Source organism: Azospirillum sp. B510 (assembly GCF_000010725.1).
Taxonomy (GTDB): Bacteria; Pseudomonadota; Alphaproteobacteria; order Azospirillales; family Azospirillaceae; genus Azospirillum; species Azospirillum lipoferum_B.
The window spans coordinates 165,839-190,615 of record NC_013856.1 but is presented as its reverse complement, the minus strand read 5'-3'; the positions used below and the strand labels follow the sequence as shown (position 1 = coordinate 190,615).

The following is a 24,777-nucleotide window of genomic DNA, read 5'->3' as shown; positions in this document are numbered from 1 at the left end:
CTGAGAAAGCGTGCGCCATGGGATACAAAGATATCCTCATCCCTGTCGAGCCCTCCGACGACACCTCGTCCCGCATCACTCTGGCGGCGGCTTTGGCCGCTGCCCAGGAGGCGCGGCTGACCGGAGTGGCCGTGCGGCCCTCCCCCGAGATTCCGGTGATCACCCGGTCGATCGCCGACACCAGACTGAGCGAGGCGCTGGCGCAGCGGATCGATGACGTGATCGAGCGGGCCAAGACCCTGTTTTTCGACCGGACGGCGGCCAGCCCCACCCGACGCTGGGAAGTGCTGCCGGAGACCGCCGACGATGCGGTGATCGACCGCAGCCGTTTCAGCGACCTGCTGGTCGTCGGCCCCTCCGGCACGGCGCGGCCCAACGGCTCTGGCCGGTCCTGCGGTTCGCTGGTCCGGGCTACGCCAGTTCCGGTGCTGGTGATTCCCGACGCCCCGGCACAGCCCACCATCGGCCAGCGGGTGCTGATCGCCTGGAACGGCAGCGCCGAGTCCGTTCGTGCCGTGCAATCGGCCTTGCCGGTGCTGAGTCAGGCTCCTGCGGTCGAGGTGCTGATCGTCGTCACGGCGCTGCCCGATGCGTCGGTCTCACCAACACCAGGCCGTCCTCTGACCGATTATCTGGAGCTGCACGGCGTTCCGGCGACCGTCAAGTTGCTGAAGGTCGAGGAGATGTACGGCGTCGCCGGATCGATCCTGGCGCGGGCGGAGGCGACCGCGAGCGATCTGATCGTGATGGGCGCCTATGGCCGCTCTCGCCTGCGGGAAGCCATCGTCGACAGCACCACCAACACCCTGTTGGCGCAGTCGAAGGTACCCCTGCTCCTCCGACATTGATCTTTAGCACTGATTTGCCGCCACCGCTTCGCCGCCCGGTGAGCCTGCGGGGTGGCCGCAAAAAGCCCCTTGGAAAGCGCTTCCGATATGCTGACTTTCGAAGATTGCATCGCCTTCAGCGATGTCGCGTCCGACCGGTTCCACGAGATCAAGAGAAGCGGAACCATAGGCCTCCTGCGTGCGGTTGCACGGTTGGACTGCCAAAGCCCTCGCGGCGATGAAAGCAGTATCCGCGGAGCGGTCCCTCAGCCAGCGGGACTTGCTTCAGAATCTCATTCTTGAAGGTGCCAGTGATTAAGGCGCCGGACTGCACCTTCCAAACCGGATTGAAAAGCGCAAGCGGGAGATCGAGCGATTCGCAGCATGCTGAGGGCGCCGCCCAAAGACGGAGACGGCGCCCTGCGCGTGTCAGGATCGAAGAAAATGCTCGGCATGCTCGATGAGCGCTTCGGTGCAATCATGATGCACCTAATGCCCCGCTCCGGCAAAGGTGATGAACTCGGCATTGGGAAACAACGCGGCACGCCCGTCGGCTGCGGGATTGCTGACCCAGCTTTCCTCACAGTGCACCAACAAGGTTGGACTGGTCACCGATCGCCACACCACCTCAAGTTCCTCCGCTCTCGAAAGATTATGGTAAGAGTGCAGGCGAAGCAGATTGTCGAACTTCCAGCTATAGCTGGCGTCCTCGTTCTGCTTCGCGCCATGTGTGGTCAGGTGGACCGCTTGAGCCGGTGACAGACCGGGGTTTTCCGCGCGTATCCGCGCGATCATCTCCTCCAGGGTGGCGTAGCGGTACGGGCTGCGCTCCACCAGAGCCCGACGCCCCTCGATCCAGCTTCTCATTCGCTCCAGCACAGGCTGCGTTCCTAGGGCGGCGAGCTGTTCCGGGCTCCAGCCCGCCCCCTCGATCGCCACCAGCTTCTTCACCCGCTCCGGGTACAGCGCCGCATAGTGAAGCGAGACCAGCCTGCCAAAGGAATAGGCCAGGATCGTAACCGGCGCCAGATGCCGTACCTCCACCAATTGCACGATGTCATAAATGAACTCGATCAAGGTATAATTGCCACCCAATGCCCAATCGCTGTCGCCATGCCCCCGCAGATCGGGGGCGATGACGTGCCAATCCCGGCTGACGTGGCGCGCGATCTCATCCCAGTTGCGGCAGTGATCGCGCCAGCCATGGATCATCAGCATCGGAGGTGCCTCGCTGTTACCCCAATCCCCGAAATGAAGTCGTAATTCCAGCGATCGATAGAACTTCGATTCCGGCACCGCGCGCCGATCGGATGCGCCCGCCTCAGGCGGGCCCCCTGTCTCAGTGCCCATATCGGTCCTGCGGTGCAGTTGGTTCTCGCCCATGATTTTCGTATCCATTCTCTCTGGGAAAGCAACCATCCCGCGCCTGCCACAAGCCCCAGAAGCCGCGCGCCATACTGACGATCCGGGTGGTGGCGCTGTTGACGGTCGCCCCATCGTTCAATATAGTGCATATTGTTCATAAATAGTCGCCTTGCATTGTTTCGCCCCGATACATCCGCTCCGACCGATCGTCGGTGCCGGTGATCTCGAGAACAGGCCCACTCGGATAGGAGGTGCTTCCCCGAAGCTCCTCCCGTTCCCGAGGCGCCCTTGGTCATACCCGACCTTTAGAGGATTGTGATGGAATTCACCTTCAGTCCGGAAGACGATGCGTTCCGCCGTGACGTGCGGCGCTTCATTGAAGAAAATCTGCCACCCGACATCAAACGCATCGGCTACCGCAATTTTCACGCCGCACCGCGTGATGCAATCCGTCGCTGGCAATCGCTGCTAAACCGCCAGGGCTGGGGTGCCCCGCACTGGCCGGTCGAGCACGGCGGAACCGGCTGGAACCCGGTCCACAAGCACATCTTCCTCGAAGAGCTTTATCGGGCCGACGCGCTGGATTCCGGGTGGCAGGGGTTGCATATGTGCGCTCCGGTCATCATCGCCTTCGGGTCGGAAGAGCAGAAGCGCCGGCACCTGCCGCCGATGCGCAGCGGCGAGATTTACTGGTGCCAGGGGTTTTCCGAACCGAACGCCGGTTCCGACCTTGCCAACTTGAAGACCAGTGCGGTGCTCGACCGTGATCATTACGTGGTCAACGGGCAGAAGATTTGGACCAGCGAAGCGCAGCATTCCCAATGGGGATTCTTCCTGGTCCGTACCGACCCCGCCGCAGCCAAACCTCAACAGGGTATTTCCTTCCTGCTGATCGACATGGCCACCCCCGGCATCACGGTGCGACAGATCGACCAGATCGACGGCGGCCATGAGTTGAACGAGGTATTCCTCGACAACGTCCGGGTCCCGAAAGAGAACCTGGTGGGCGAGCCAAACAAGGGCTGGACCTACGCAAAGTACCTTTTGGAAAAAGAGCGAACCACCAGTTCATTCATCTATTACAACAAGCGCCAACTCGACATCGTCAAAGAAATCGCCGCGGGCGAACGCGCCGATGGCGGCCGGCTGATCGACCAGCCAGACTTCAAGCTGCGGCTAGCCCGTGTCGAATTGGACCTGCATGCGCTGGAATGGTCGGTCCTGCGCATTCTTGCCGAGGACAAGGGGCGGTTCAACGCCGATGCCGTGGTGTCCACGCTGAAGATCCGCGGAGCGGAGATGCAACAGCGGGTAACCCGCCTGCAGGTCGATGCGCTGGGACCAAAAGCGATGCGTTGCTTCGATTTCCAGAAGTTCCCCCTGGAGGAACTCGACGAAGAGGATGGATGGCCTCGCTATGCCGCCGGCAGGACCGCCCAGTACCTCATCAACCGCGCCTCGACGATCTACGGCGGAGCGCGGGAGGTGCAGAAGAACATCATCTCGAAATTGGCCTTCGGATTGTAAGGTGCGCTCATGAATTTCGACCCTACTGATGAACAGCGCATGCTTCAGGACGGAGCGCAGCGCTTCATTCAAGAGAAATACGATCTCAAAGCCCGCCGGGCCCTGGAAAAAAGCGAGATCGGATTCGACCAATCCAATTGGTCTCTCTTTGCTGAACTCGGCTGGTTAGCACTTCCTCTGCCCGAGGATGTCGGTGGAATCGGCGGGACCTTTGTCGATACCACTCTCCTGATGACAGAGCTGGGGCGCGGAATGGTCCTTGAACCCTATGTCAGCACCGCGATTCTGGCCGCCCGCATTATCGACCGCTCCGGGGCCACCGTGCATCGCGATACGCTGTTGCCCGCAATCGTCAAGGGACGTTGCCGGGTGACGCTGGCTTATCTCGAACCCGATGGGCGCTACGATCCCCAACAGATCAAGACCACCGCAACGGCGACGGATGACGGTTACCGGCTGGACGGCAGCAAGCTGATGGTGCTCGATGCGCCGTCCGCCGACCACATCATCGTCACGGCCCGACTGGGCGGCGGCATTTGCCTGTTCCTGGTGCCCAGCGCCATGGCCGGGCTCGACATCCGGCCTTACGCCCTGGTTGACGGCAGCCGGGCGGCCGATCTGCGGCTGAAAGACATCATCCTCCCGCAGGATGCCCTTCTCGCCGGACCTGAAACCGCAATGGCCATCCTGGAGGACGGGCTGGACCGGGCGACGCTGGCACAGGTCGCCGAAGCGCTGGGGGTGATGGAAACGGTGATGAACCTCACCGCCGACTTCCTCAAAACCCGCCGGCAATTCGGCCAGCCGATCGGCAAGTTCCAGGCGTTGCAACATCGCATGGCCGAAATGCTCATCAAGGCCGAGGACACCCGCTCGATGCTATACCGCGCCCTATCCGTCATCGACGCTCCGGCCGACACCCGACAGGCGGCGGTCTCGGCAGCCAAGGTGGTGGCAGCCGAAGCGGGGGCCTTCGTCAGCGCCGAAGGAATCCAGTTGCACGGCGGCATCGGCGTCACCGACGAATACGGCGTCAGCCATTGCTTCAAGAAGCTGCTGGTTCTGGAAAAGAGCTACGGCGCGGCGGACTGGCACCTTGCCCGCTACGCCGCCCATCTGTGAACATTTCCACAAGAGAAGGACACCGGCCATGACAGACACTCGGGAAGCGGGGCGCACCGTCCTTCGATCCATGATGGGGGAAGGGTTCCTCACCGGCATGGAAGGAGTGATCGCGTCCGGAGGCCCCTTTTCCGAAGTCGCCGGGCTAGCGCTCGATTTCGCCTTCGGCGCGGTCTGGGCCCGTCCCGGCCTTGACCTCCGCTCACGCAGCCTTGTCACCATCGGCATCCTGATCGGGCAAGGAAAGATCGCCGAGCTGACCAACCATCTTCGGGCCGGCTTCAACAATGGACTGACGCCGAAGGAACTCGAAGAAGCGCTTATCCAGGCAATTCCCTACGCCGGCTTTCCGGCGTTCGCCGAGGCCCAGAAGGCGGCGGTGGCCGTGTTGCGCGAGGCCGGTGCCCAGACCGCCGCTACCCCACAGGAACGCGGACTGTTGCCCCAGTCGAACGGCGGCGCCTTCTGAGAGCCCTCTCTGATTGGGTTTGTGGGGTCAAGGCGGGATGTGCCTTTTCTGCTCCCTACTGATTTCGGCGGGTATGGGGGTGCTTATCCCTTTGTTCGACTGATCCAGACCATCCCTCCGTCCCGACCTGGGATCGTCAGAGCGCCGCGCGCCGGGACGGTCAAGGATGGCCGCAGGTCACCGCGTCAGCGGCGCGGGTACCGCGTCCTTGACGGTCCCGAGCACGGTGCTGAACTGGCCGGCGGTCGGGCTGGACGAATGACCGTTCCCCTGGGTCACGCGCTTCTCTTCGCGGTCGGCGCGGAGGCCGCCGCATCATGGGGTCCGGAAGGCGAGGCGTCTCAATCTGTCTGGCGACCTGCCGGAGTTGCCCCCGGCGGTTCCGGACTCTCAACGAGATCGCCTCGCCCATCGTCCCCACGGGAACGATCCGGTTCGTCGCTGCCGACGAATTCGGTTGGTGGGCTTCTACATCGTCATGCGGCGACGGGCTCCTTACCCCAGCGGAACTCGCTGCCGTCCTGCCACATCCGATGCAGGATGACCGCGAGCTTGCGGGCGACGGCAACGCGTGCCCGGGCCATGCCGCGAGCCTTCGCGACCTTCATGCCCCAGGCCCGCAGGCTCGACCATTTCCGCGAGCGGACGAGCAGCGCGTGGGCCGCCTCATACAGGGCGGTTCGCGCCAGCTCGTCGCCACATCGGCTGATCCTTCCCTGGATATCGGTTTCCCCTGACTGGTAGCGCCGCGGCGTCAAGCCGAGATGGGCGCCGACATCGCGCGAGTGGCGGAAGCGCTCGGGCCGGTCCACCGTGGCGCGGAAGGCCAAGGCAGTCAGCGGGCCGACGCCGGGCACCGTCATCAGGCGGCGGCAGACCGTTTCGCCGCGTACGATCGTCAGAACCTGCCGGGTCAGGCGTGCCAGTTCGCCCAGCATGGTTTCGATGATCGTCAGCAGCGGTTCGGCCAAGGCCGCCAAGACGGCGTCGGAAGCCGCCAATTCGCGAACCCGGGCGGCGAATTGCTTGCGTCCGGGTGTTCCGAGCTTGATCCCGACCTCGCGCAGCAGCGCCCGCACACCGTTTTCGATGTCGCGCAACTTGTTCAGCACCAGGCGCCGGGCACTCAGCAACGCCCGCCAGGACCGGCATTGCGCGCTCTTGACGTGCACCGGTCGAAACCAGCCGGTCCGCACGATCTGCGCCAGCCCGCGGGCATCGTTGCGATCCGTCTTGATCGGCATCGCCCCCATCGCCGCCTTGGCTTGGCGCGTTTCCATGCAGACGACGGGCAGACCCGCCGCCGCCATCCGATCGTGAAGCCAAGCCGTCAGCGAACACGCTTCCAGACCGATCCGACCCATCGACAGGCCGACCCCCTCAAAGAAGCCGATCAACGCTTTCGGCTCGCTGGCAACCTTGGCCTCCTTCACCACCGCACCCTGCGCATCGATGATGCACACCGCAGTCTCTTCCAGCGAAACGTCCAGGCCGGCATAATACTCCATGGCGGCTCCTCCGTGATGCTTGTGGCCGTTGCACACGGACCACGTTCCCTCATCTCGTCTGGAGCAGCCACCTTCTCGGCGTGACCCCAATCACCCCATCTGTCCGAGAAGGAGTTGAATCCGATGAATCGGTTGTGATTCAAGAGAGCCTCGAAGAGGGAGGCTCGGATATGGACACCAGAGAAACGTGACCGTCATGATCGCAGTGGCCTGCGCTACCCGAGCGATCTGAGTGATGAGGATTGGTCGATCATCGAACTGAACCGCGCCGGTTTTCCCGGAGGCCATTTGGCTTGTGTCACGCTGCCATAGCGACGTCCTCGGTTTGGGCATAATAGCGTGCTTCGGCCTGTGAGGAAGATAGCGTCCGTCAAGATGGTGGAAATTCGGATGCGCGCTGAGATGGCCATTGTTCAGGCGGCCTTGGGTGGAGAGGTGATGGCCGATTGGCTTTCACTGGCCGGCGTCAGCTCGGCCATGGCCTCGACCTGCATGTAGCGGTTCTGGGTCTGCCATTCGTCGTTCTGTTCGAGGAGCACCGCGCCGATCAGTCGGATGATCGATGCCTCACCTGGGAAGATGCCGACGACGTCGGCGCGGCGTTTGACCTCCTTGTTCAGGCGTTCCAAGGTGTTGGTGCTGTGCAGCTTGGTGCGATGCTGGGCAGGAAAGCCCATGTAGGCGAGCACGTCATGCTCGCTGCTGTCCATGAAGGAGGCCAGCTTGGGCCATCGGTCGCGCATCTGCTCGGCGATATGTCGGAAGGCTTGGTGAGCGGCTTCGGCGTCGGGCTGGAGAAAGGCCTGGCGCAGAGCGGCGGCGGCCATGGAGTTCTGGGCCTTGGGCACATAGGCGAGCGCGTTGCGCATCCAGTGGACTCGGCAGCGCTGCCAAGTGGCGCCCATGACACGGGCGATGGCGGCCTTCAGCCCTTCATGGGCATCGGAAATCACCAGCTTCACGCCCTTCAGGCCGCGGGCCTTGAGTTTCTTGAGAAAATCGCTCCAGAACACCTCGGCTTCCGACGGGCCGATGTGCAGGCCGACGATCTCGCGCTTGCCCTCGGTGTTGGCGGCCACGGCGATTATGGCGGCGACGGAGACGATGCGTCCCCCCTCGCGCTGCTTGAGGTAGGTGGCGTCCAGCCACAGGTAAGGCCAGTCGCCCTCCAGCGGACGGTCGAGGAAGGCGTTGACCCGCTCGTCGATGTCTCGGCACAGCTTGGAGACCGTCGACTTCGAGATCCCCGACAGACCCATCGCCTGGGCCAACTCGTCAACGCGGCGGGTCGAGACACCGCCGATCCAGGCTTCCTGGATCACCGCCACCAGGGCTTTCTCGCTGGTCTTGCGGGCTTCGAGAAAGGGGGGGAAGTAACTGCCCTGACGCAGCTTGGGGATGCGCAGGTTCAGTGTGCCCAGGCGCGTATCCAGCGCCCGGTCGCGGTAGCCGTTGCGGTAGGTCTGCCGCTCGGCGCTTCGTTCGTGACGCCCGGCGCCGATCTGCCCTTCGACGTCGGCTTCCATCAGCATCTGCAGCACCGTCTCGGCGACGGCGCGCAGAAAATCGCCGTCGCCGGCCTTCTGGAGCAGGTCTGCCAGTGCCATACTATCCTCGGTCATTGGGGTGGTCCTTCGGGCAAGAGGAAGTGCGCAACTCCACTCTAGCCGACCGGCCCAATGACCACCTCTTTCGCGCAAGACGCCGCCCTGGGGGTGGGGCATGCCCCACCCCCAGGGCGATCACCAAATTTCCACCACCTTCGCGGACACTATCGCCCCGCAACGTCTCCGCCATGCAGTCGATCTTCGCAGCGATCGAACTGATCGCCGCCCACTGCGACGCGTGTTCGCCTTCGTGGTCGAAAACACCATCCGAACCGCGCGTTCGCGCACTTCAGAGGCCTATTTGGGTGATGCTTGCTTCGTCTTGTCGACCCCAGTCTCTCAAGAAACGGGGCATCCAGCAAACCCGGTGCGGTTCAGTTCAATCCGGAAGACCGCAAGACCCGCTCCGACTTCGCCCAGCGCGTGCTCAACACCCTGACCGTCCAGAAAGGCAAGGGCACGGTGGAGAAGATCGGCAATGGCCTGCGCGCCCGCTGGCGCCTTCCGGCCGAACCCGCCGATCACGCCGCGTGAGCGCGCTGCCAGTAGCCGCAGAAGTCGACCGACGGGCCGGTCTTCGTCACCAGCCCGACCACGATGCGGAATTGCTCGCCGTTGCTGGTCCGGCGATGATCCTCGCGGAAGGCTGCTTCCTGATCCGCAGCCCACCACCCAACCGATCCGATGGCAAAACAAACATTGACCCTCTCGGAAAGAGGCGTTTATATTGTTGACCGTAGTTCCGATTTTCGCACGATACGGGTGAAGCCGTGAACAAATATCTCAACAGTTCCGAATATGTTCTTTTTTCCGTCCAAGATCGCATTGCGCGCATCATCCTTAATCGTCCTGATAAGCGCAACGCCATGCATCCGGCCATGCTGACCGAATTACGGGATGCGCTGATGGAGGCCGACGCCCTCACCGAGGTGAACGTCATCATTCTGGAAGGCGCGGGGAAGGATTTCTGCGCCGGCTATGATCTTGCTGGGGCCTATGCCGGCTACAAGGACGGCACGCCGCCCTGGGACGAACTGCGCTATCGCACGCAGAACGGATCGATCGACGACGATTGCTGGAATCTGGAGCAGACGCAGAAGCTTTGCATGGTCCTGTTCGACATGCACAAGCCGGTTATTGCCAAGGTCCAGGGCAATTGCCTGGCCGGCGGAACTGATATTGCGCTGATGTGCGATTTCATCATCTGCACGGAAGAGGCCAAACTCGGGTTCCCGGCGGCACGCGCCAACGGCACACCTCCCAACCAGATGTGGATTTACCATGTCGGGCCTCAATGGGCGAAACGGATCCTGATGACCGGCGACAATCTGCGTGGCCGCGACGCCGCCCGCATCGGTCTAGTCCTCGATGCGGTCCCAGCCGAGGAACTCGACGCCGCAGTCGACGAGTTGGCCCGACGCATCAGCTTCGTCGATGCCGAACTGCTGTCGGCGCATAAGCGAATCGTCAATGCCGCGCTGGAACTGCAAGGGGCACGAACCCTGCAACGCTTCTCCGTGGAAATGGATGCCCGCGCCCACCTGTCCAGGGGGCCGCGCCGCAGCCAGTTCAAGGCCGACATGGCGGAACACGGCCTGAAGGCTGCGCTCAAGAACAGGGATGAACCGTTCGGCGACGGCATGGTTCAATCCCATTGGCTGAGAAAATAATATCTAGGAGTAAAGCTATGTCGGAAAATATTTCCGATAATTTTCTGATCGAAGAGCCGGCCGAAGGCATCAAGCGGATCGTCCTGAACCGGCCGAACTCGATGAATGCCTTTACATTTACGATGTACAAGGAGTTCGTCGCCCTTCTCAACGCCATCAAATTCGATCCGATGACGCGGGTGGTGATCCTGACCGGAACCGGCAAGGCATTCTGCACCGGACACGATCTGCGCGCCGGGGGCGCGCCCGATTGGGTGGTGCCGGATGTCGGCAAGGCGTATCATACCAAGTACGCAATGAGCGTCATCGCCTCCATCCCGTCGCTGATGCGCTCGTTGCCGCAGCCGGTCATCTGCGGCGTCAACGGAACCGTCGCCGGCATGGGGTATGCCTTGCCGCTGGCCGCTGATATTGCGATCGCTGGCAAATCGGCAAAATTCGTGAACTCGATCCACAACGCCGCCACCGGTGCGGAATTGGGCATGACCTATATGCTGCCGCGCGCGGTGGGCACCCAACGTGCGGCGGAGATCCTGCTGACCGCCCGCACAGTGCAGTCCGACGAGGCCGAACGGATCGGTCTGGTGCTGCGGACCGTGCCGGACGAGGAGTTGCAAGACGCCTGCCTCGAGTTGGCCAAGAGCATCGCTGTCAACGTGCCGATCGGTATCTGGTTGACCAAGCAGTCATTGTGGAACAACATGAACGCGGGCAGCCTCGAACAAGCCATGGAACTGGAAACCCGCGGCGTGTTCATGGCCCAATCCACCGAAGACGCCGTGGAAAAGCGCAAATCCTTCCTGGAAAAGCGCTCCCCGAAATACAGCAATCGGTAACGGCAGCATCTGTGCGACCGGGCTGCGGCCATAGGCCTACCAGCCAAGCCTCCACCTCTTTCGCACCATCGGAGCCGAGCGGTACATCGATTTCCGCAGGCCTATCGCCCGTACCAAGGACCAGATATGACCTACGAAACCATCCGCTACGAGAGCGAGAACGGGATCGCCATCATCACGCTCAACCGTCCTGACGTGTTCAACACGATGAACAGGTCCGTGATCATGGAGCTGATCGATGCGTTCGACCGTACGGATCGCGACGACGCCGTTCGCGCCGTAGTCGTGACCGGAGCCGGCAAGGCGTTCTGTGGCGGCGCCGATCTGTCGAAAGGGGCGGAGATCTTCGACAAGGAAAAGACGCCCAAGGGCGCCACGCAATCGGCAGTGCGGCCCGACGGAACCATCGACTATAGTTCCGAAGCGGCCCGCGATGGCGGTGGACTGCTGGGGCTGCGCATTTTCGCCAGCCTCAAGCCGGTCATCGGTGCGATCAACGGGGCTGCTGTGGGTGTAGGGGCATCGATGCTGCTGCCGATGGATATCCGCATCGCCAGCGAAAAGGCCCGTGTCGGCTTCGTTTATGCGCGGCGCGGAATTGTCTTCGAGTGCTGTTCCGCATGGTTTCTGCCGCGCGTCGTCGGTATCAGCAAGGCGTTGGAATGGAGCTTCAGCGGCCGGGTTTTGTCCGCCGACGAGTTGAAGGATGGAGGATTGGTGCGCGATGTGGTCCCTCACGACCAGTTGCTCCCGACCGCCTACGCCATCGCCCGCGAAATAGCGGACAACACAGCACCCGTTTCAATCGCGCTGATGCGCCAGATGGCTTGGCGCGGTCTGGGGATGGGGCATCCGATGGAAGCCCACCAGATCGAGAGCCGCGGAATCTGTACGCGGGGTCGTAGCCCCGATGCCAAGGAAGGCGTCCAGTCCTTCCTGGAAAAGCGGCTCCCCCAATTCACCGATACCGTTTCGCGGGACATGCCCGATTTTTTCCCCTGGTGGGAAGAGCCGGCGTACCGCTGAACGGTTGGGCGGCGGCCGGTCCGGGGGGGGAGAGGCCGCCGCCATTCAAACGAGATCAACGGCTCTCGCTTCTGAAAATTCAGGATCGAGAGCGTCGGCGGCATGAGTAGCACCGCCTGACCGACCTGGATACCGGGGACGCGGATACCGACGGCTGTCGTCAGTCACCGCCGGTTAAAGGTGCCGAACCGGTTCCCTACTATTCGCGCGAGGCACAGCATGAAGACGGCAATTACCGAATTGTTTGGCATCACTTATCCCATCCTCAACGCCGGCATGGGAAAAGTCGCCCTCCCCAAAATGGTGGCCGCCGTCTCGAACGCGGGTGGGCTGGGCAATTACGGGGCCGGTTCTCACCCGCCTGAAGTCACGCGGGCGGCCATTCGTGAGATCCGATCGCTGACCGACAAACCGTTTGCCGCCAATGTTCCCCTGGCGCTACCGAACGGCAAGGAAAACATGCAGGTTCTGCTGGAGGAGCGGGTTCCGATCATCAATTATTCCATGGGCAAAGGCGACTGGATCGTAAAGCGCGCTCATGGCTACGGCGGCAAGGTGGTCGCATCCGTCAACGGCGTGCAACTTGCCAAGCGCGCCCAGGAGCACGGTGTTGATGCGGTCATCGCCACTGGCCACGAGGCTGCGGGACATGCCTCGGACGTCACTACCTTCGTGCTGATCCCTCGCCTCGCCGAAACTCTGCGAATTCCGATCATCGCGGCCGGCGGGATCGGAAATGGAGCCGGCTTAGCTGCGGCATTGGCACTCGGTGCCGATGGCGTGTCGATGGGCACCTGCTTCCTGACCACACAGGAAAGCCCGTTGCACCAGAACTTCAAGAAGAAGGCCATTGAGTCCGAAATCGATAATACGATCTTCTCAACACGCTTCGATGGCTTTCCGTGTCGGGTGCTGCAGTCTTCGGGTGCGGAGCGAATGGTGAAAGCACGGCTGAACGTCGTGAAGATCTTTCTGGACTCCTTCAGCATCGCGAAGGAACTTGATACGCCCTATCTCAAGCTCCTGTGGCAGGTTCTGTCCCTGGGACCAACCAGGATCGAGCAGATGATGCGCATGTCGCGGATGCTTAAGAGCCACGTCATCACCTTGACAACAGGCGACCTGGAGGCTGGTGTGACGGCCGCAGGTATGTCCGTCGGACTCGTGCACGATGCGCCAACGGTCGCGGAGCTGATCGAGCGGGTCGTTAAGGAAGCTCATGCCTCCCGAAACAAACTCAATGTTCAAATCGTCAACGTAGTTACTCCAGTCGGTAAATAGATATTTAGTCCCGGCATTTGATGATGCGGATTTTTGGTGAAGCTGGAGTGGTCTTTCTGCCAGAACGGAACGTGTCAACGACTGTGAGACAGCCCGAGTTATGAATTAGGCTTGGATGTTCTCCGGCTTTTGCGGCGGATTGATCCAGACTTCGATTGGCTTTGCGGGTGGTTGAGGCGCTTTGCGAACGAAACGCTCCAGTGTGCGGCGAAAGGCACGGTCGAGGGTTTGCTGGCGGGCGGCATGGACGGCGTCGGCTTGGCCGTAATGGACTTGGTCTGGGGTCATCAGGCCGATGCCGGCATGGTGGTGATCCCGGTTGTACCAGGTGAAGAAGTCCCGGCAGAAGGCCCTGGCATCCTCGATGGAGCCGAAGCGCTTGGGGAATTGCGGCTGATATTTCAGGGTCTTGAAGTGGGCCTCCGAGAACGGGTTGTCATTGGAGGTGTGTGGCCGGCTGTGCGATTTGGTGACGCCGAGGTCGGCGAGCAGGAGAGCGGTGGCCTTGGCCTTCATCGGGCCGCCTCGATCGGCGTGCAGGGTCAATTGGCCGGGCGGGACGGTGTGTTTGGCCAGCGTCTCCTCGAACAGCGCCTTGAACAGGGTGGCGCTCTCGGCATCGGCGACGCACCAGCCGACAACGCGGCGGCTGAAGATATCGAGGATGACGTAGAGGTAGTAATAGGACCATTTCATCGGCCCCATCAGCTTGGTGATGTCCCAGGACCAGACCTCGTTCGGGGCCTTGGCCAGCAATTCGGGCTTCCGGTAGGCCGGATGGCGGAGCTGATCGCGGCGTTCGCGGACCTCGTCATGCTCGGCCAGCAGGCGGTACATGGTGCGGAGGGAGCAATGATAGACGCCTTCATCGAGCAGGGTGGCGTAGACTTCCGCCGGGGCAAGACCGACGAAGCGCGGCTCGCGCAGAAGGGCGAGCACCGTCTGGCGCTCCTGGACCGCGAGCGCCCGCAGCGGGCGTGGCCGGGGGCGAGGCGCCGGTTCCCGGCCGGCCAGCCGGACCCGATGCCGATGGACGCTGGCACGGGCGACGCCGACAGCGGCGCAGGCCGCACTCACAAGACCGCGGTCGGGGGCCAAGGTGGCGATCGCGCTCATCGCGGCGTCTCGTCGCTGTCGGCGGGAGGCAAGGCAATCCCCAACAGGTCCGAAAATTTTTTTTGGACGTCGATGACCGCCTCGGCTCGTTCCAGGCGGCGCTGGAGACGGGCGATGTCCTGGCGAGCCTTGGCCAGCTCCGCTTCCAACGGGTTGGAGGGGGCCGTCTTCGGACCGCGCTTGAGCGGCTTCAGCGCCTCGAAGGCGCCGGCATCGCGTTGCCGGCGCCAGTCGGTCAGGGCCGACGAATACAGACCTTCCCGCCGCAGGATCGCGGCGATCCCGCCGGTGTCCGCCGCCCGATCCGTCTCGGCGAGGATCCGCAGCTTCTCCGCCGCCGTGAAAGTGCGACGTTTGGGACGCGCCGACATCTCCGGGGGGACTGCAGCGGGCCCGGCAACAACCCGCGGCGTCTCACCGGCGTCGGGAACCGCCTCCGATACAGGGGCGGACAGGGGCATATTGTTGGGCATAACCACGAAATCAGTTTCCTCAGCCCTCAAGCTTAAACTTCAGGGGGCACGGTGTCTCACTCTCATTGGCACAGAGGGGAATCTGCAGACTAACTCGTATGGAATGTGATCTTTCAATATCTCAAGCCGGCGTGCGAAGTTGTAGGCAGCGACGAAGTCTGTAAGAGCCCGTCCGAGAAGGAGTTGAATCCGAGGAATCGGTTGTGATTCAAGAGAGCCTCGAAGAGGAAGGCTCGGATATGGACACCAGAGAAACGTGACCGTCATGATCGCAGTGGCCTGCGCTACCCGAGCGATCTGAGTGATGAGGATTGGTCGATCATCGAACCGCTCATCCCTCTGGCGCGGCGGGGCGGGCGGCATCGCAGCGTCGATCTTCGTGCGGTGCTGAACGGCGTGCTGTACGTTCTGGAGACGGGTTGCCAATGGCGGCCTGACTCAACACAAATGGCCTCCGACAAACCCGGAGCAGTTCACTGTGAACCGCACCGGGTTTTCTGGAGGCCCCGTTTCTTGAGAGACTGGGTTCAACATGACGAAGCAAGCATCACCCAAATACGCGCCTGAAGTGCGCGAACGCGCGGTTCGCATGGTGTTTGACCACGAAGGCGAACACGCGTCGCAGTGGGCTGCGATCGGCTCGATCGCTGCGAAGATCGGCTGCACGGCGGAGACGTTGCGGGGCTGGGTCCAGCAGGCCGAACGTGACCAGGGCAAGCGGCCCGGTCCGACGACGGACGAGCAGGAGCGGATCAAGGCGCTGGAGCGTGAGAATCGCGAACTGCGCCAAGCGAACGAGATTCTGCGCAAGGCGTCGGCGTATTTTGCTCAGGCGGAGCTCGACCGCCCGTTCAAGAAATGATCGCCTTCATCGACGAGCATCGCGCCGTCCACGGGGTCGAGCCGACCTGCAAAGTGCTGCCGATCGCCCCGTCGAACCTACCGCGCCCATGCCGCCCGGCGGGCCGATCCGGCCAAGGCGCCGGCCCGCTCGCGAAGCGACGCGGAGCTGAGTTTGGCTATCCGACGGGTCTGGAATGAAAACTTCCAGGTCTACGGGGTGAGGAAAGTGTGGCGGCAGTTGCGGCGGGAGGGCTTCGACGTGGCGCGCTGCACGGTGGCTCGCCTGATGCGGTCCATGGGCTTGAAGGGGGCGATGCGCGGCAAGGCGGTGCGCACCACGATCAGCGACAAGGCGGCATCTTGCCCGCTCGACCGGGTGAACCGCCAGTTCCAGGCTTCTCGTCCGAATGCCTTGTGGGTGGCCGATTTCACCTACGTTGCCACATGGCAGGGCTTCGTCTACGTCGCCTTCGTCATCGACACCTTCGCCCGCCGCATCGTGGGCTGGCGGGTGTCGCGCACCGCCCACGCCGACTTCGTCCTGGATGCTTTGGAGCAGGCTCTGCATGACCGCCGGCCGACCAAGGGCTGCGGCCTCGTCCATCATTCCGATCGTGGATCGCAATATCTCGCCATTCGCTACACCGAACGCCTCACCGAAGCCGGCGTCGAGCCCTCCGTCGGCAGCATCGGCGATTCCTATGACAACGCTTTGGCCGAGACCATCAACGGCCTTTACAAGACCGAGGTGATCCGCCGCCGCGGGCCGTGGCGCACCCTGGAGGCTGTCGAGTTCGCTACCCTGGAATGGGTCGACTGGTTCAACCACCGACGCCTCCTCGAACCCATCGGCAACATTCCTCCCGCCGAGGCCGAAGCACGCTATTATGCCCAAACCCAGGACGTCCCTATGGCGGCGTGACTCAACCAAACCGGCCTCCGGGAAAACCGGCGCGGTTCACCTCTTTCGAACAGGCCGTCGTCCTGGGGGTGGGGCATGCCCCACCCCCAGGACGATCACCAAATTTCCACCACGTCCGTGGACGCTATCCGGCTGTGATGATTTCAACTCTCGACATCAGGCGAGCCTCCAATGGCGCTCCATTGGAGGCTCCGGTCCTCTCGCTCTTCGCCAATCACATCACCCCAGACAAGGCGGCATTCCGTAGCCGCTTACGCTGGAAGCGACTTCAGGCCGTTTGTTTCAGCTCACCTGGAAACCGCCATCAACCGCCAGCAACTGGCCGGTGATATAAGACGAGCCCGGCCCGCTGAGAAACAGCACCGCCGCCGCGATATCCGCCGGTTCGCCGATCCGGCCAAGCGGCATGCGGCCCGGTTGTGCCAGTGGACCAGTGGGGGCACGGTCGGCCACGGACTGGGCTGCGCCTTCGGTCGCCACGCCGCCGGGCAGCACCGCATTGACACGGATGCCGTCCGGGGCAAACTCCAGGGCGGCCGTCCGGGTCAGCATGTTCACGCCGGCCTTGCTCGACCCATACTGGGCATTGTCATGAATCACCGGCTGGAGTGAGTTGACCGAGGAGATATTGACGATCGCCCCACCCCGCCCTGCCGCCTTCATATGACGGATCGCTTCACGCATGCATAGGAAGGTTCCCCGCAGATTCACCGCATGAATCCGATCCCATTGGGCGACAGTCAGTTCGAGAAACGGGGTCTTCGGATAAATCCCGGCATTGTTCACCAGGATATCCATCCCACCGAACGCGGCGAGGGCCGAGGAAAACATCGCGGTGACCGACTCTTCCTCGGAAACATCGACCGCCACGCCAAGCACTTCGGCGCCTTCGTCACGCAGCCTTGCCGCAGCGGCTTCGGCAGCCTCGCCCCGCAAATCACCAACCACCACACGCGCACCAGCCATCGCCAGCGTACGGGCAATGCCCAGACCAATTCCTTGGACCGCGCCGGTCACCACTGCTGTCTTGCCGTGCAGGCCGAACAGGCCGGACAATCCGCCACCCAATTCCGTCGAAACCGTCATTTTTTTTCTCTCCTGGTATCGATTGTCAGTTTTTCTATTGCGGCACACAGCCCCTCCGGCCACCGACCGTCAGGTTCCTGTCGAGCGGGTTTCCGCCTTGCGGTCTTCGAGAATCAGATCGGCGGCACGCCAGGCCAGCGCCATGGTCGGAGCGTTGGTATTGCCCGACAGCATCTCGGGATAGACCGAGCAATCCATTACCCGCAGCCGCTCGACCCCCCGCACCCGCAGTCGGGAATCGACCACCGAATCAGGGTCGCTTCCCATCCGGCAGGTGCCGACGGCGTGGTAACCGCTCTGCCCATATCTCCGGAAGGCATCGAGGATTTCATCGTCCGTCCGGGCCTGGGCGGTGTAGGACATCTCCGCCCCGATGAATGGTTTCAGGCTGTCGGCCGCCATCATCCGCCGCATGGCGCGGACCATCGCCACGCTCAGCGTCCGGTCATGGTCGGTCGCCAGATAGTTCGGCTCGATCGCTGCAGGATGGCGCGGATCCGCCGACTGAACGGTCAGGCTTCCCTGGCTGGTACTACGCAGCGGATAACCGAAGAGCTGCATCCCCGGGTCGCGGGTAAAGGCCATCGCTGGGTCATCGAGGTCGAGCGAGAAGGGAGCCGCCAGAAATTGCGCGTCTGGACGATCCACTCCCGGCATGATTCGGGCAAAGCCTCCCAACTCGTAAGAGCCGGTGGCCAGCGGACCACGTCGGAGCAGCATGTAGGTCAAGACGTTGCGAATCAGCGCCAAGCCGGAGAACTCGGCATTGTGACTGTCACGCGAACGCTTCAGCCCATATTGCAGCATCAGCAGAAAATGCTCACGCATGTTCTGCCCGACACCCGGACGGTCGCACACCACCGGGATCCCCACCTTGTGCAGATGCTCCGCCGGACCGACGCCAGACAATTGCAGCAGTTTCGGCGACTGCAACGCGCCGGCACACAGGATAACCTCGTGTCCCAGCAAGCGCTCCGGTCCCGTTGGCGTCTGGGCGGCAACGCCAACGGCAACGCGCCCTTCGAACAGCACCCGATCGACATGGCAGCCGGTCAGGATCCGCAGATTCGGCCGGGACCGAGCGGGGTCAAGAAAGGCGCGGGCGGCACTGACCCGCTCGCCCCGCCGGTTGATGGTGAAGGCCAGATACCCGATGCCCTCCTGATCCTCGCGGTTCAGATCGTCCTTCCGCTCCATGCCGAGCGTCCGGCCGGCGGCCAGCAAGGCATCGCCCAGGGCAGACGACCGCCCCACCGTGATGTCGAGCGGACCGCCGGCGCCACGCAGATCGTCGGCCCCCAGAACGTGATTTTCCATCCGCTTGAAATAGGGCGCCACGTCGCGCCACCCCCAACCGGGATTGCCAGCTGCGGCGATGGCGTCATAGTCCTGGGGCTGGCCACGCACATAAACCATCCCATTGATGGCGCTCGACCCGCCCAGAACCTTGCCCCGCATCCACACCTCCGGCCCCGCCGCCTTGCTGCGCGTTGTCGGCAGGTGCCAGACGTGATTTGGATCGGCCAGCAGCTTGCCGAAGCCCTTCGGCATGCGGATCATCGGCGAACTGTCGGTGGGGCCGCATTCCAGTAGAAGCACCGAAACCGATGGATCCTCCGACAGCAGGTTGGCGAGAACGCAACCGGCCGACCCGGCCCCGACGATGATGTAGTCGTAGCAGACACTCATAATCCTGCCCGCTCCCGTCACTCAGCCGAAAACGACATGCAGTGCGGACGGCGCCCGCAAATTGATGCCGCGGATCTGCGGCGCCGGCCGCTCGGGATCGAGGCGCAGGTTGGGCAGGCGGTCGAGGATCCCGGTAAGCGCTCGTGTCATTTCAACCCGCGCCAGATGCTGTCCGATGCAGACATGCGGACCATAGGCGAAGCCGAAATGACGGGCGCCGCCGGCCGGCCGGAAGATGTCGAAGCGATCCGGATCGGGATAGCGCGCCTCGTCCCGATTGGCCGCGCCATTGCCGACATCAATCACCGTTCCCGCCGGGATATCGACCCCGCACAGCGTGACATCGCGGATGGCCTGCCGCGAACCGACCAGAACCGGACATTCCCACCGAATGGCCTCTTCGATCACCGCAGGGATCAACGAACGGTCGCGACGAACCGCATCGAACTGTTCCGGGTTGGAAAGCAGGCCCATCATCATGCAACTGGTCGCACGATAAGTGGTGTCACCAGCGGCATTGTTGAGCTGCCTTAGAAAGGAGACAACCACATCCTTGGGCAGTCGTTCACCATCGACCTCCGCCGTCGCCAGCAGGCTGATAAGATCGTCGCCCGGTTGTTGCGCACGCAGATCGGTCAGCGCGTCGTAATATTCACCAAGCTTGGCACTGGCCTCCATGGCGTAGCGCGGGTCGACGGAGAAGGTGGTCAGCGCCGCGGCCAGCTTGTGGAAGACCTCCACCTCTCCCTTCGGCAATCCCAACTGTTCGTAAATGACCTGGAACGGATAGAGGGCGGTAAATTCCTTGACAAGGTCGGCATGCCCACGATCGATAAAGCGCTCGAGCAGCCGGTCGATCACCGGGGCAACCAGCGATTCCCCCCATTTCGACACGATGTTGGGCAGGAACGCCTTCTGGAAGATCCGCCGGTATCGCGGGTGTTCCGGCGCATCCATCACCGAGATGCTGCGGCCGAAGGCGATGCCGAGGTTGCGTTCGTAGATGGTGTTACTGAAGGTCACGGGATCGTTGTAGACTTGCGCCACTGCGTCGTAGCTTACGACCAGCGCATGCGGCAGACCGCCCAGCGTGATGTCGGGTTCCAGGCCGAACAGCACCCGGTAGTCGATGTGGTGGACCGGGGCCTCTCGGCGCAGTTCCGCCAGACGCTGGTAAGGATCGAGCACGTGGGGGCCGAAGCCCTCGTCCACGGCGCTGAAGGGATCGAAGGACGGATCATCGAAATCGCGAATGCGGGGGGCGCTGGCATTCATGATGGCCTCATGTCGGAAAATTGCGGGAAAAGTCCGGCTCAGCCGAGCAGGCCAACGGCGTCGCGTACAGCGTCGGCAATCGGCAGGATTGGATCTGACTCACGGGAATGGGCGTTGAACATGCGGTTATGACAGATAGCGACGGCAAGCCGGCTGTCCGGGTCGGCCCAGCCGATCGATCCCCCCTGCCCCGGATGGCACAACGCGCGCGGACTGTGCGCCGACGCCACCGGCGGGTGTTCGCCACCCAGCCAGAAGCCGCCAATGCTGATCGGCAGCGGAATGTTGAACATCACCGGATCGGGTTCGTCGCTGTTGGCGCGCGGGATGTTGAGCGTCGCCGTTCGCTCGGCCGACAACAGGCGCACGCCGTCCAGCGTGCCTCCCTGTGCCAGCAGGGCCCAGAATCGCGCCTCGCTGCGCGCGTTGAAGATGCCGCCGACCCCGGCGATCTCCGATCGCCGCACGTCGGGCCGCTCGAACACGCCGGGGACCAACCCGACTTGCGGTGGCATCGAGGCGACGAAGAGCGGCGGCAGATATTCCGGCGGCACCGGGGTCATGGCGTCGACCAGCGTCGCGATCCGCAGCGTTTCGGACTCCGGCACGCCGATCCACAGATCGGAAATGCCGAGCGGCCCGGCAATCTCCTCCTGCACAAAACGGCCGAGGGAACGATGCTTCGGATCGGCGCGGCGCACCAGCTCGCCGACGATCCAGCCAAAGGTCATGGACAGGTAGAGCGTCTTGCTTCCCGGTTCCGCCAGCGGAGTCAGCGCGGCGATCTGTCCGGTCATCCACTCCCAGTCGCACATCAACTCCGGCGTGACACCTTCGGGCATCTGCGGAACCCCGGCGCGATGGGTCAGCACATCGCGAACTGTCGTCCGCTCCTTGCCGTTCACGCCATACTCCGGCCAATAGCGGGCGACCGGCGCGTCGTAATCGATCGACCCGCGATCGGCCAGGATATGCAGGGCCGTGGCCGCAACGGCCTTGGTCACCGAGAAGACATTGAACAGCGTTTCGCCATCGACCTTGCGCCCGCTGGCCGGATCGGCCAAGCCGCCCCAGGCGTCGATCACCAGCTTGCCGTCGAGATAGGCCGCGACCTGAACGCCGATTTCCTGTCCGGCGGCAATGGCGTCGTCAATGGCGCGCTGAACGCGAGCGTTCGCACCCGAAACAGGCACAGTCATTGAAAGTTCTCCGAATTGTACGGTTCAGCGATGCCGGGAAAACACCCGGCGCAGCGGACGGCCAACTTGCGGCAAGCGAAGGAGCCTAACCGCGGCAGGAAAGCACTCAGTCTAGTTCCATCATTTCGAATTCACCCTTGCCCAACCCGCAGTCGGGACAAATCCAATCGTCGGGAACATCCTCCCAGCGGGTGCCCGGTGGGATTCCTCCAGCGGGATCGCCCGCCGCTTCGACATAGACGTAACCGCAATTGACGCACATCCAGGATTTCACGCAGACCTCCTGCCCTGCATACGCGGGCAAAAAACTGGACCGGAGTCGCAAAACTGCTCTGGCATTAAGTGAACGATACCGTATACTTTGTTGCACGAACTGTCTATGGGGGGAATTGGTTTGAGTTTGAAAAAATTGAAAGGCCGCCCTTCCGGAGACGAGCAACCACTGCACCAGGAGCATGTCCTGGACGTGAGCGAGGCCGAATTCCTGGCGAACGGCTACAGCGGCACCAGCATAGACGCGATCGCCCGCAAGGCCGGCGTCAGCAAACTGACCATCTACAGGCGCTTCTCCAGTAAGGAGGGGCTGTTTCTCTCCGTCGCTCTGCGCGCACTAACCGACAGCAACCATATTCCATCGGTTAGTGCCGACGACCGGCCGGTGGAGGAGGTTCTGACCAACTTCGCCACTGAGATTCTGAACGGGTATATTGCCCCTCGAAACCTCGCCATCACCCGGCTTGTCGTCGGCGAGGCGCCACAGTTCCCCGATATCGCCCGCAAGTATCACGAAGAGGCGGCAAAATCACTGAAGCCTCTGGTCAACTATCTCCGGCGACTGGGGCTGGAAGGCACCCTCTCAATCCACGATCCCGATCGCGCGGCGATGACACTGACCATTCTGTGCATGGATGGAATCCGCTTCCTCATCTTCCCAACGCAGACGACACCAGAGGAGCGTCTCGCCTGGTGCCGTGAAGTGGTTCGCGTCTTCATGAATGGGCACTGTTCTCTTCGGGAGGGCGAGTAATGGCTGGAGCGCCTCCAAGAAAAGGAGCCGTCCGAAGACGGCCCGAGTTCCGGGAGGAACGCACCTCTGGAACGAATGTCCAGCGACCGCCCACACCGGCACCATGCCGGGCCCCCGGTTATGGTGTCAATGCAATTGAACGATATTCCTATATAGGGGCGTCTGGAGGTCTATGGGGCCAAGCCGCCCGCAACTTGACGGATTTTCGAATATCGTTCATATATTAGATCGATTGTTCTGATGCCTCGATCAAAACATCCTGCCTCCGAACAGCAATTCCCGTAGTTCGGCGGCGGCGCAGACCGCCCGGCTCCTTAGCCTTCCCAGGGAAGGACCTCCGGTCGGCACCCGCATGGAAGCCGGCGCGCCGGCAGCTTCGAGAAGGCCACAAGGAACATCATAGGAGGAACAGCTGCATGACCACCACCACTCCGGGAAACGCTGCGCCGCTTCCCCGAATCGCTAAAGAGAACTATCTGTCACGCGAGTTTCTCGAGGCAGAGAAGGCCAATCTCTGGCCGAAAGTGTGGCAGGTGGCCTGCCGCACGGAAGAAATTCCAAAAGCCGGCGACTACGTCACCTACGACATCGCCGACGATTCCATCATCGTGGTGCGGACCACGGACGGTTCGATCCAGGCATTCCACAACGTATGTCCGCACCGTGGACGGGCGCTGACCGAAGGCTGCGGTCACGCCGCGAATTTCCGCTGTCCCTATCACGGCTGGACCTTCCGGTTGGACGGACAGAACGTCGCCGTCCAGGATCGCCACGATTGGAACGGAGCGCTCGACGCGGCGTGCGTCAACCTGAACCTCAAGCCGGTCGCGGTCGGGCAATGGGGTGGCTTCGTCTTCGTCAATCTCGACCCCGATTGCGAACCGCTGGCAGATTATCTGGCGCCGATCCCGGAGTACCTCGATCCGTTCGAGTACGAGAACATGCGATACCGCTGGTATCTGCGCCTGACATTGCCGGCAAACTGGAAGGTTGCGCTGGAAGCGTTCATGGAAGGCTATCATGTCGCCGCGACTCACCCCCAGCTGCTGCCGAACCAGGGTGATGACTACACCCAGAGCTATGCCCATGGAAAGCATGCCCATTTCGGATATTGGAAGTCGCAGCAGCCGCTCGGCCTACCGTCGCCGCGGCTGAAGCAGGAATTACCCCGTGATCCGCGGCCCGGAGTCATTCGGTTCTTCGAAATGATGGAAGAACAGTTCGGCGCCATCTTCACAGACCGCGATTACGAAGCGGCGAAGGGCATCCTCCAGGCGCTGCCGGCAGACGTTGACGCCGCGACCGCCTTCGGAGTCGCCGTCGAATTCGGACGCAAGGCCGCCGAGGCCGAAGGATGCGGTTATCCGGCAAACCTGAGCTGGGAGGCGCTGGCCAAGGCCGGCACCGACTGGAGCATCTTCCCGAACTGCGTGACGCTGCCCTGGTTCGACGGTGCCGTGTGGTATCGGGCGCGTCCCAACGGCGAGGATCCCGACAGCTGCATCTTCGACATCTGGTCGCTCAAGCGCTACGCGCCGGGCAAGGAACCGCCTCTGGAACGCAGGATCCTGACCGACATCGAAGGCCAGAGCTTCGGTCTCATCGTTGACCAGGACTTGGCGAACATGAAACGGGTCCAGCGTGGCATGAAATCGCGCGCCTTCTCCCACGCGCTGGCCAATCCCGTCCAGGAGGTGGCGATCTCGAACCTGCATCGTGAACTGGAACGCTACGTCCTTGGCGCACCGCGCGATTCAGGTGATTGATTCAGTCGGATAGGAAGCAACGGCGGAGCGGAGCGGGCGGCTCGGTACCGGGGCGCCCGTTCACGTCAGCACCCGAAAGCGATGCCAGTGAAACCAACCGCAAGATGTCCGCTCAACCAATCATTTGCGGCATTGACGAACAG

Annotated in this window: 20 protein-coding genes, 2 pseudogenes and 1 other annotated feature; of the genes and pseudogenes, 13 read left to right on the top strand and 9 right to left on the bottom strand. The window is 62.6% G+C overall.

Going from position 1 to position 24,777, the window contains the following annotated elements:
• Window positions 1-17: 17 nt before the first annotated feature.
• Window positions 18-848 (top strand): universal stress protein, encoded by an 831-nt coding sequence (locus AZL_RS22195; RefSeq protein ID WP_012976688.1) that lies wholly within the window; start codon window positions 18-20, stop codon window positions 846-848.
• Between the two features lie 468 nt (window positions 849-1,316).
• On the opposite strand, the gene AZL_RS22190 is transcribed toward AZL_RS22195, so the two are convergent.
• Window positions 1,317-2,210 carry an alpha/beta fold hydrolase gene (locus AZL_RS22190; RefSeq protein WP_247894450.1) on the bottom strand — a complete coding sequence of 298 codons (894 nt, stop codon included), beginning with the start codon at window positions 2,208-2,210 and terminating at the stop codon, window positions 1,317-1,319.
• Window positions 2,211-2,510: 300 nt separating this feature from the next.
• On the opposite strand from AZL_RS22190, the gene AZL_RS22185 reads away from it, so the two are divergent.
• The 3 genes from AZL_RS22185 to AZL_RS22175 are packed head-to-tail and all read left to right on the top strand — an operon-like array spanning window position 2,511 to window position 5,310.
• Window positions 2,511-3,719: an acyl-CoA dehydrogenase family protein gene (locus AZL_RS22185; protein WP_012976686.1), complete on the top strand. Its 1,209-nt coding sequence runs from the start codon at window positions 2,511-2,513 to the stop codon at window positions 3,717-3,719.
• Window positions 3,720-3,728: 9 nt separating this feature from the next.
• Window positions 3,729-4,841, top strand: coding sequence for an acyl-CoA dehydrogenase family protein (locus AZL_RS22180; RefSeq protein WP_012976685.1), 1,113 nt, complete (start codon window positions 3,729-3,731; stop codon window positions 4,839-4,841).
• Between the two features lie 28 nt (window positions 4,842-4,869).
• Window positions 4,870-5,310, top strand: coding sequence for a carboxymuconolactone decarboxylase family protein (locus tag AZL_RS22175; protein WP_012976684.1), 441 nt, complete (start codon window positions 4,870-4,872; stop codon window positions 5,308-5,310).
• A gap of 476 nt (window positions 5,311-5,786) precedes the next feature.
• On the opposite strand, the gene AZL_RS22170 is transcribed toward AZL_RS22175, so the two are convergent.
• Entirely contained in the window at window positions 5,787-6,818 is a 1,032-nt protein-coding gene (locus AZL_RS22170; RefSeq protein ID WP_012976683.1) for an IS110-like element ISAzs32 family transposase, read from the bottom strand.
• 413 nt (window positions 6,819-7,231) lie between these two features.
• Window positions 7,232-8,440: an IS256 family transposase gene (locus tag AZL_RS22165; RefSeq protein WP_012976682.1), complete on the bottom strand. Its 1,209-nt coding sequence runs from the start codon at window positions 8,438-8,440 to the stop codon at window positions 7,232-7,234.
• A gap of 297 nt (window positions 8,441-8,737) precedes the next feature.
• Here AZL_RS22165 and AZL_RS35785 point away from each other — a divergent pair, with 297 nt between their 5' ends.
• The 5 genes from AZL_RS35785 to AZL_RS22145 all read left to right on the top strand — a co-directional run bounded on the left by AZL_RS35785 (window position 8,738) and on the right by AZL_RS22145 (window position 13,238).
• The gene (locus tag AZL_RS35785; protein WP_148219586.1) at window positions 8,738-8,959 is read left to right on the top strand and encodes a hypothetical protein; all 222 of its coding nucleotides are present in this window, start codon (window positions 8,738-8,740) and stop codon (window positions 8,957-8,959) included.
• Window positions 8,960-9,195: 236 nt separating this feature from the next.
• On the top strand, window positions 9,196-10,095 hold the full coding sequence (locus AZL_RS22160; protein ID WP_012976681.1) for a crotonase/enoyl-CoA hydratase family protein: 900 nt from the start codon (window positions 9,196-9,198) through the stop codon (window positions 10,093-10,095).
• 17 nt (window positions 10,096-10,112) lie between these two features.
• Window positions 10,113-10,931, top strand: a complete 819-nt coding sequence (locus tag AZL_RS22155; protein WP_012976680.1) for an enoyl-CoA hydratase-related protein — start codon at window positions 10,113-10,115, stop codon at window positions 10,929-10,931.
• Between the two features lie 126 nt (window positions 10,932-11,057).
• Window positions 11,058-11,957, top strand: coding sequence for a crotonase/enoyl-CoA hydratase family protein (locus AZL_RS22150; protein ID WP_012976679.1), 900 nt, complete (start codon window positions 11,058-11,060; stop codon window positions 11,955-11,957).
• A 219-nt stretch (window positions 11,958-12,176) separates the two neighbouring features.
• A complete protein-coding gene (locus tag AZL_RS22145) occupies window positions 12,177-13,238 on the top strand; it encodes an NAD(P)H-dependent flavin oxidoreductase (RefSeq protein WP_012976678.1) in 1,062 nt (353 codons plus the stop codon).
• Between the two features lie 105 nt (window positions 13,239-13,343).
• Here the strand turns inward: AZL_RS22145 and AZL_RS22140 are convergent.
• Window positions 13,344-14,833, bottom strand: a protein-coding gene (locus AZL_RS22140; protein ID WP_148219585.1) for an IS3-like element ISAzs23 family transposase whose coding sequence is annotated in 2 segments (ribosomal slippage) — window positions 13,344-14,410 and window positions 14,410-14,833 — 1,491 coding nt in all. Because the reading frame shifts where the segments join, the coding sequence is not laid out codon by codon here.
• Between the two features lie 231 nt (window positions 14,834-15,064).
• On the opposite strand from AZL_RS22140, the pseudogene AZL_RS37130 reads away from it, so the two are divergent.
• Both AZL_RS37130 and AZL_RS22125 read left to right on the top strand, forming a co-directional pair.
• Window positions 15,065-15,259: pseudogene (locus AZL_RS37130) on the top strand (transposase); the annotation flags it as partial.
• 100 nt (window positions 15,260-15,359) lie between these two features.
• Window positions 15,360-16,592: pseudogene (locus AZL_RS22125) on the top strand (IS3 family transposase).
• Window positions 15,644-15,760, top strand: a sequence feature (AL1L pseudoknot). Its footprint overlaps the pseudogene before it by 117 nt.
• Window positions 16,593-16,874: 282 nt before the next feature.
• On the opposite strand, the gene AZL_RS22120 reads toward AZL_RS22125, so the two are convergent.
• The 5 genes from AZL_RS22120 to AZL_RS34655 all read right to left on the bottom strand — a co-directional run bounded on the left by AZL_RS22120 (window position 16,875) and on the right by AZL_RS34655 (window position 22,115).
• On the bottom strand, window positions 16,875-17,678 hold the full coding sequence (locus AZL_RS22120) for an SDR family NAD(P)-dependent oxidoreductase (RefSeq protein WP_012976674.1): 804 nt from the start codon (window positions 17,676-17,678) through the stop codon (window positions 16,875-16,877).
• A gap of 69 nt (window positions 17,679-17,747) precedes the next feature.
• Window positions 17,748-19,367: a GMC family oxidoreductase gene (locus AZL_RS22115; protein WP_012976673.1), complete on the bottom strand. Its 1,620-nt coding sequence runs from the start codon at window positions 19,365-19,367 to the stop codon at window positions 17,748-17,750.
• 21 nt (window positions 19,368-19,388) lie between these two features.
• The gene (locus AZL_RS22110; protein WP_012976672.1) at window positions 19,389-20,642 is read right to left on the bottom strand and encodes a cytochrome P450; all 1,254 of its coding nucleotides are present in this window, start codon (window positions 20,640-20,642) and stop codon (window positions 19,389-19,391) included.
• A 38-nt stretch (window positions 20,643-20,680) separates the two neighbouring features.
• Window positions 20,681-21,841, bottom strand: a complete 1,161-nt coding sequence (locus AZL_RS22105) for an EstA family serine hydrolase (protein ID WP_012976671.1) — start codon at window positions 21,839-21,841, stop codon at window positions 20,681-20,683.
• 106 nt (window positions 21,842-21,947) lie between these two features.
• Window positions 21,948-22,115 carry a rubredoxin gene (locus AZL_RS34655; RefSeq protein WP_012976670.1) on the bottom strand — a complete coding sequence of 56 codons (168 nt, stop codon included), beginning with the start codon at window positions 22,113-22,115 and terminating at the stop codon, window positions 21,948-21,950.
• Between the two features lie 87 nt (window positions 22,116-22,202).
• Between AZL_RS34655 and AZL_RS22100 the strand changes: the two genes are divergently transcribed.
• Complete coding sequence (locus AZL_RS22100; RefSeq protein WP_148219584.1) at window positions 22,203-22,868, top strand: TetR/AcrR family transcriptional regulator; 666 nt, start codon at window positions 22,203-22,205, stop codon at window positions 22,866-22,868.
• A 416-nt stretch (window positions 22,869-23,284) separates the two neighbouring features.
• Window positions 23,285-24,634, top strand: coding sequence for an aromatic ring-hydroxylating oxygenase subunit alpha (locus tag AZL_RS22095; RefSeq protein ID WP_012976668.1), 1,350 nt, complete (start codon window positions 23,285-23,287; stop codon window positions 24,632-24,634).
• Window positions 24,635-24,777 lie beyond the last annotated feature (143 nt).

Bases quoted from the DNA above. Each gene is read 5' to 3' on its own strand.
- AZL_RS22195 (WP_012976688.1), top strand. From the start codon at position 18: ATGGGATACAAAGATATCCTCATCCCTGTCGAGCCCTCCGACGACACC.
- AZL_RS22145 (WP_012976678.1), top strand. From the start codon at position 12,177: ATGAAGACGGCAATTACCGAATTGTTTGGCATCACTTATCCCATCCTC.
- AZL_RS22155 (WP_012976680.1), top strand. From the start codon at position 10,113: ATGTCGGAAAATATTTCCGATAATTTTCTGATCGAAGAGCCGGCCGAA.
- AZL_RS22115 (WP_012976673.1), bottom strand. From the start codon at position 19,367: ATGAGTGTCTGCTACGACTACATCATCGTCGGGGCCGGGTCGGCCGGT.
- AZL_RS22120 (WP_012976674.1), bottom strand. From the start codon at position 17,678: ATGACGGTTTCGACGGAATTGGGTGGCGGATTGTCCGGCCTGTTCGGC.
- AZL_RS22175 (WP_012976684.1), top strand. From the start codon at position 4,870: ATGACAGACACTCGGGAAGCGGGGCGCACCGTCCTTCGATCCATGATG.
- AZL_RS22095 (WP_012976668.1), top strand. From the start codon at position 23,285: ATGACCACCACCACTCCGGGAAACGCTGCGCCGCTTCCCCGAATCGCT.
- AZL_RS22150 (WP_012976679.1), top strand. From the start codon at position 11,058: ATGACCTACGAAACCATCCGCTACGAGAGCGAGAACGGGATCGCCATC.
- AZL_RS22165 (WP_012976682.1), bottom strand. From the start codon at position 8,440: ATGACCGAGGATAGTATGGCACTGGCAGACCTGCTCCAGAAGGCCGGC.
- AZL_RS22190 (WP_247894450.1), bottom strand. From the start codon at position 2,210: ATGGGCGAGAACCAACTGCACCGCAGGACCGATATGGGCACTGAGACA.
- AZL_RS22105 (WP_012976671.1), bottom strand. From the start codon at position 21,841: ATGACTGTGCCTGTTTCGGGTGCGAACGCTCGCGTTCAGCGCGCCATT.
- AZL_RS22185 (WP_012976686.1), top strand. From the start codon at position 2,511: ATGGAATTCACCTTCAGTCCGGAAGACGATGCGTTCCGCCGTGACGTG.
- AZL_RS22110 (WP_012976672.1), bottom strand. From the start codon at position 20,642: ATGAATGCCAGCGCCCCCCGCATTCGCGATTTCGATGATCCGTCCTTC.
- AZL_RS22170 (WP_012976683.1), bottom strand. From the start codon at position 6,818: ATGGAGTATTATGCCGGCCTGGACGTTTCGCTGGAAGAGACTGCGGTG.
- AZL_RS22180 (WP_012976685.1), top strand. From the start codon at position 3,729: ATGAATTTCGACCCTACTGATGAACAGCGCATGCTTCAGGACGGAGCG.